This window comes from Kineococcus auxinigenes (assembly GCF_050871525.1).
Lineage (GTDB): Bacteria > Actinomycetota > Actinomycetes > Actinomycetales > Kineococcaceae > Kineococcus.
On sequence record NZ_JBKBCT010000120.1, the window covers coordinates 1 to 5,952 of the forward strand.

The following is a 5,952-nucleotide window of genomic DNA, read 5'->3' on the forward strand; positions in this document are numbered from 1 at the left end:
CCCCCCCCGCGCGCCCCCCGCCGCGCCCCCCCGCCCCCCCGCCCCGCCGCCCCCCCCCCCCCCCCCCCCCCCCCCCCCCCCCCCCGCGGGGAGGGGCGGGGCGGGGGGTGGGTCAGCGGCGCTTGCGGCGCACGGCGAGCCAGACCGTCAGCGCGGTCACGGCCACCACCACGCCCACCAGCGCGCCGCCCTGCACCTTCGGGCTGCCCGGGGCGCTGTCGCTGGCACCGTGCACCTGCGTGACGGCGCGGTCCTTCACGTCCGCGACCCGGTGCTGCGCCTGCGCCTTGAGGTCGTCGACCTTCGCCTGCGCCTGGGCCTTCACGTCCGCCTTGGCGGCCAGCGCGTCGGCGGTCTCCGCGAGCCGCTCGCGGGTCTGCGCGATGTCGCGCTCGAGCTCGGCGCGATCGGTGGGCGGGGTCGGCTGGGTGCTGCTCATCGCTTGAAACCCTCCTTGACGGCCTCGACGTCCTTCTTGACGCCGTCCACCGCCGCCTGCGGCACCGGCGGGGTCGCCTGCTGGACCTCCTTCTTGCCCACCACTGCGGCCACGGCGGCCAGCGCCAGCAGGACCACCGCCACGATCAGCGCAGACAGCCACACGTCCAGGACCAGGGACAGCGCCGCGATCGCGGTGGTCACCAGGGCGGCGATCCCGAAGAACGCCAGCAGTCCGGCGACGGAGAACGCCCCCAGGCCCTTGCCGGCCTTCTTGCCCTTCTCGGTCAGGTCGATCTTCGCCAGCTGCACCTCGTCGCGCACCAGGCGCGACATCTGCTGGGTCAGGTCGCTGACGAGCTGGCCGACGGACTCGCCCCGCGGAGTGTCGGAGACGACCGGGCCGGGGCCCGCCTGCGGCGTGGTGGGCGAGGCGCTCGCCGCGGTGGCGCCGTGGGCGCCGGGACGGTGGACGACGCTGAGGTCGTCCGCGCGCGTGGCGCTCCTGTCGTGGCTCATGACCACCGGTGTACCCCCCGGGCGGTCGCGGCGAAACTCGAGACCGCCGCGGCCGCGCCGGGGTGCGGGTCAGCGCATGTGGGGGTACACGTGCGTGGTCGGCGCCACGAACGTCTCCTTCAGGGCGCGCGGGCTGGTCCACCGCTGCAGGTTCAGGATCGAGCCGGCCTTGTCGTTGGTGCCCGAGGCGCGCGAGCCGCCGAACGGCTGCTGGCCCACGACGGCGCCCGTGGGCTTGTCGTTGACGTAGAAGTTGCCCGCGGCGAAGCGCAGCGCGTCCTGCGCCCGCCGGACCGCGACGCGGTCGTCGGCGATCACCGCACCGGTCAGGCCGTACTGCGAGCCGGAGTCCACCAGGCGCAGCACGTCCTCCCACGCGCCGGGGCGGGAGTCGTCGTAGACGTGCACGGCGAGGATCGGCCCGAAGTACTCGGTGCTGAACACCTCGTCGCCCGGGTCCTCGCCCAGCAGGACGGTCGGGCGCACGAAGTACCCCTCGGAGTCGTCGTACGTGCCGCCCGCGGCGACCTCGACACCGGCGGTGGCCCTCGCGCGGTCGATCGCTGCGGCGTTCTTCGCGAACGAGCGGGCGTCGATGACGGCGCCGCCGAAGTTCGACAGGTCCGTGACGTCGCCGTAGCTCAGGGACTCCACGCGCGCCAGGAAGTCCTCGCCCATCCGCTCCCACACCGAGCGCGGCACGAACGCGCGCGAGGCCGCCGAGCACTTCTGCCCCTGGTACTCGAACGCGCCCAGCAGCATCGCGGTGGACAGCACCTGCGGGTCCGCCGAGGGGTGCGCCAGCACGAAGTCCTTGCCGCCGGTCTCACCCACCAGCCGCGGGTAGGTGCGGTAGTTCCCGATGTTCTCCCCCACCGTGTGCCACAGGTGCTGGAACGTGGCGGTGGAACCGGTGAAGTGGATGCCGGCCAGGTGCGGGTCGGCCAGCGCCACGTCCGAGACGGCGCGGCCGTCACCGCCGACGAGGTTCACCACGCCCGGCGGCAGGCCGGCCGCCTCCAGCAACCGCATCGTCCAGTGCGCCGACAGCATCTGCGTGGGGCTGGGCTTCCACACCACGGTGTTGCCCATCAGCGCCGGGGCGGTGGGCAGGTTCCCGGCGATGGCGGTGAAGTTGAACGGGGTGACCGCGTAGACGAAACCCTCCAGCGGGCGGTGGTCCAGGCGGTTCCACACCCCCGGCGAGGAGACCGGCTGCTCGGCGATGAGGCGGCGGCCGAACGCGACGTTGAACCGCCAGAAGTCCACCAGCTCGCAGGGCGCGTCGATCTCCGCCTGGTGCGCGGTCTTGGACTGCCCCAGCATCGTGGCCGCGGCCAGCTTCTCCCGCCACGGCCCGGCGAGCAGGTCCGCGGCGCGCAGGAACACCGCGGCGCGGTCCTCGTAGTCCATCGCCGCCCACTGCGGGCCGGCGGCCAGGGCGGCGTCCACGGCGGCGCGGGCGTCGGCGTGCGTGGCCGCGCGGAACGTGCCGAGCACGCTCGCGTGCCGGTGCGGCTGCACGACGTCGATGCGCTCGCCGCCACCGGTGGACTGCACGCCCCCGACGGTCTGGGTGATCTCCACGGGGTTCGCGGCCTGCTCGGCGAGCTGGTCGGTCAGGAGCTTGCGCTCGGTGCTGCCCGGCGCGTAGCCGTGCACCGGCTCGTTGCGGGGGGCGGGGACCTCGGTCACGGACTGCACGACGACCTCCGGGTCGGGTTCTGCGGGTTCTCGGGGTTTCTCGGGGGTTTCCTCAGGCGTGGGCGAGGGAGCGCGCGAAGAACGCGAGGTTCGCCGGGCGCTCGGCCAGGCGGCGGGAGAAGTAGCCGTACCAGTCGGTGCCGAACGGGACGTAGGTGCGCACCACGTGCCCGGCCGCGGCCAGCCGGCGCAGCTCGTCGGTGCGGATGCCGTAGAGCATCTGGAACTCCCCCGCCGGCCCGTCCGCGCCGGGTGCGCGCCCGGCCAGCAGGTCCTCGGCGATGCGCACCAGGCGCAGGTCGTGGGTGGCGACCATCGGGTACGCGCCGCCGTCCAGCAGGGTGCGCAGGCAGCGCACGTACGCCAGGTCCACGTCCTTCTTGGCGGGGTGGGCGACCTCGGCCGGCTCGGCGTAAGCGCCCTTGACCAGGCGCACCCGCGAGCCGGGGTGCGCCAGGTCGGCGGCGTCGCCGGGGGTGCGGTGCAGCATCGACTGCAGGACGCAGCCGGTGCGGGGGAAGTCCGCGCGCAGCGCGCGCACCGCCTCCAGGGTGAGGTCCACGCGGGTGTGGTCCTCCATGTCGACGGTGACGTCCACGCCGTGCGCGTGGGCGTGCTCCACCAGGGCGTGGGCGCGCTCGGTGGCGCGCGCCGGACCGTCCGGGCCCAGGCCCTGCCCGAGCGCGGACAGCTTCACCGACACCTCCTCCCCCTGCGCCAGGCCGGCACCGGCCAGGCGGGTCACCAGATCGAGGTAGGCGGCGAGGGTCTGCTCGGCCTGCTCGGGGTGGGTGACGTCCTCGCCGAGGACGTCGAGGGTGGTGTGGACGCCGTCGGCGCGCAGGGTGCGCACCGCCTCGAGCGCGGCGTCGGTGTCCTCGCCGGCGACGAAGCGCCGCACGACGGGACGGCTGAGGCTGCTCCCGGTCACGAGGGAGCGGACGCGCGGCGCACCGGCCACGCCGAGGACCACCTGGGCGAACACCCTGTCGACGCTAAGCCCGCGACCCCTGCCGCACCAGGGACTGTTGGACAGTCCTGCCGCGGGTTCGTCGTACAGGTGGATGATGGGGTGGGACGCTGAGCCCGTGACGACCCCATCCGCCGCCCTGGGCCTGCAGGAGCTCGTGGACTCCATCGCCGACCTCACCGGGGCCCCCACCACCCTGGAGGACCGCGACCTGCACCTGGTGGCCTCCTCGGGCCACGACGACGTCATCGACGAGGTGCGCCGCACCTCCATCCTGCGGCGGCGCTCCGACGCGGCGGTGCAGCAGGCGTTCGCCGCCTTCGGCATCGCCCGGGCGCGCGGACCGCTGCGGGTGCCCGCCGACCCGGCCGCCGGGCGGCTGGCCCGCTGGTGCGTGCCGGTGCGCTGGCGCGGGGTGACCTACGGGTACCTGTGGCTGCTGGACCCCGGCGAGCGGGTGGAGCCGGCGCGCCTGGCGCAGCTGAGCGACCTCGTGGACGCCGTCGCCGCGGCCCTGGCGCACCGCTCGCGCACCGTCGACCGCACCACCTGGGCCGTCGGGGAACTGCTCTCGACCGACCCCGCGGCCCGCGCCGGCGCGGCCGAGGAGCTGGCGCGCGAGGCGGTCCTGCCGGCGGGCGAGCTGCGCGTGGTGGCCATGGCCCCCGCCGACGGGGAGGCCACCGGACCGGTCAACGCCTGGGTGCTTCCGCGCACCGTGCTCGTGGCGCCCGTCGGGGCGCGCGCGGCGCTGCTGGTGCCCGCGGCGGTGGCGGCCGCGGACGTCGCCGCCCGCGCGGCGGGGGCGCTGCTGGCCCAGCACCCGGCGGGGGTGGCGGCGGGGGTGTCCGGGCCCGTGACCCCGGCCGGGGCGCACACCGGGTGGCGGCAGGCGGCCGCGGCGCTGCGCGCGGCGCTGGCCGCGGTGGGGGCCGGGCCCCGCGGTGCCGCTGCGGTGCGCGGCTGGGAGGAGCTGGGCACGCTGCGGCTGCTGGCGCTGGCCGAGGCCGGGGACCTGGCGGCCGTGGCGGTGGACGAGCGGGCGCGGCGGCTGCTGGCCGGCGACCCGGAGCTCGTGCGCACCGCCCGCACCTACCTGGACCTGGCGGGCTCGGCGCAGCGCACCGCGGCGCGGCTGGGGGTGCACCGCCAGACGCTGTACCACCGGCTGCGGCGGGTGCGGGAGGTCAGCGGGTACGACCTGGACGACGGCACCGACCGCCTGTCGCTGCACCTGGCCCTGACCCTCGCCGGCCTGACCTGACCCGACCCGACTCGTCCACCAGCCCCCCACCCACGGTGATCTTGCACAGTTGAGGACTCAACCGTGCAAGATCACCGCGGGGTGGGGGCGGTCACCAGGGGCGGCGGCGGGTGGTCGGCTCGATGCCGAGCAGCTCACCCACCCCCTGCTCCAGGGCGAGCGACCGGCCGAGCACCTCTCCGCGCCCCACCCCCACCACGGTCCAGCCGCGGCGACGGAGTTCAGCACGACGGCGCTCGTCGTGCTCACGCTGCCGCGCGGAGCCGTGGAACTCCTCCCCGTCGTACTCGACGGCGATGCGCCGCTCCGGCCACCCCATGTCCAGGCGCAACGACGCACGCCCCGCTCGGGGCACCTCGATCTGCGTGCACACCCGGGGGAACCCGGCGTCGGCGAGGCGCAGGCGCAGCCACGACTCGCCCGGCGACTCCGCACCCGCGTCGGCGAGCGTCAGCAACCGGCGGGCCCGCGCCACGCCACGCTCACCGGGCAGCTCGTCCAGACGGGAGAGCGCGGCGCCCGGATCCAGGAGACCGACCCGCAGTGCGCGGTCCAGCATCGCCAGGGCGAGCGGGGGGACCTCGTACCGCGCGGTGTCCAGACAGGTGCGCAGCGCAGAGGTGACCGGGACAGTTCCGTCGAGCTCGACGTCGCCGTCCAGCACCGCCTCGTAGCACCGCGCGCCGGCACGTCGCAGCGGTGCACGGCCCGCTTCGACGACGCACTCCACGGGCAGCAGTTCCGACCGTTCGTCCGGCATCGTGAGGTGGAACCCGTGGCGGGCTGCTGCGGACCTGCGGGCGATGGCTGCACCGGGCGGGAGCAGGATCGCGAGCGCAGCCGCACGGTCGCCGCCGGGGCACGGGTCCGTGAGCTCCGCGGCGGCGTCCCGGCGACGTCCGGGCAGGGTGGTGGGCACCGGCGCACTGTGCGGCCTCGACTCGAGCCCCGAGCCGGTGTCCACAGGCTCCCGGCTCCGCATCCCTCACCCACAAGCCCCCGGAGCCCTTGAACTCGCGGTGATCTTGCACGGTTGAGTCCTCAACCGTGCAAGATC

6 protein-coding genes are annotated in these 5,952 nt (G+C 75.6%); 1 reads left to right on the forward strand and 5 read right to left on the reverse strand.

The annotated features are described in order from the left end of the window. Window positions 1-112: 112 nt before the first annotated feature. The 4 genes from ACRYR9_RS19260 to ACRYR9_RS19275 form a co-directional block, all read right to left on the reverse strand. Window positions 113-439 (reverse strand): DUF3618 domain-containing protein, encoded by a 327-nt coding sequence (locus tag ACRYR9_RS19260; protein WP_432498994.1) that lies wholly within the window; start codon window positions 437-439, stop codon window positions 113-115. After that, a complete protein-coding gene (locus ACRYR9_RS19265; RefSeq protein WP_432498996.1) occupies window positions 436-957 on the reverse strand; it encodes a phage holin family protein in 522 nt (173 codons plus the stop codon). The genes ACRYR9_RS19260 and ACRYR9_RS19265 overlap by 4 nt, the downstream gene beginning before the upstream one ends. A gap of 69 nt (window positions 958-1,026) precedes the next feature. Next, window positions 1,027-2,661 (reverse strand): L-glutamate gamma-semialdehyde dehydrogenase, encoded by a 1,635-nt coding sequence (pruA, locus tag ACRYR9_RS19270; RefSeq protein WP_432498998.1) that lies wholly within the window; start codon window positions 2,659-2,661, stop codon window positions 1,027-1,029. A 52-nt stretch (window positions 2,662-2,713) separates the two neighbouring features. After that, the gene (locus ACRYR9_RS19275) at window positions 2,714-3,646 is read right to left on the reverse strand and encodes a proline dehydrogenase family protein (protein WP_432499001.1); all 933 of its coding nucleotides are present in this window, start codon (window positions 3,644-3,646) and stop codon (window positions 2,714-2,716) included. 103 nt (window positions 3,647-3,749) lie between these two features. On the opposite strand from ACRYR9_RS19275, the gene ACRYR9_RS19280 reads away from it, so the two are divergent. After that, a complete protein-coding gene (locus tag ACRYR9_RS19280; protein ID WP_432499003.1) occupies window positions 3,750-4,895 on the forward strand; it encodes a PucR family transcriptional regulator in 1,146 nt (381 codons plus the stop codon). A gap of 91 nt (window positions 4,896-4,986) precedes the next feature. On the opposite strand, the gene ACRYR9_RS19285 is transcribed toward ACRYR9_RS19280, so the two are convergent. Beyond that, a complete protein-coding gene (locus ACRYR9_RS19285) occupies window positions 4,987-5,814 on the reverse strand; it encodes a hypothetical protein (RefSeq protein ID WP_432499006.1) in 828 nt (275 codons plus the stop codon). Between the last annotated feature and the right edge of the window lie 138 nt (window positions 5,815-5,952).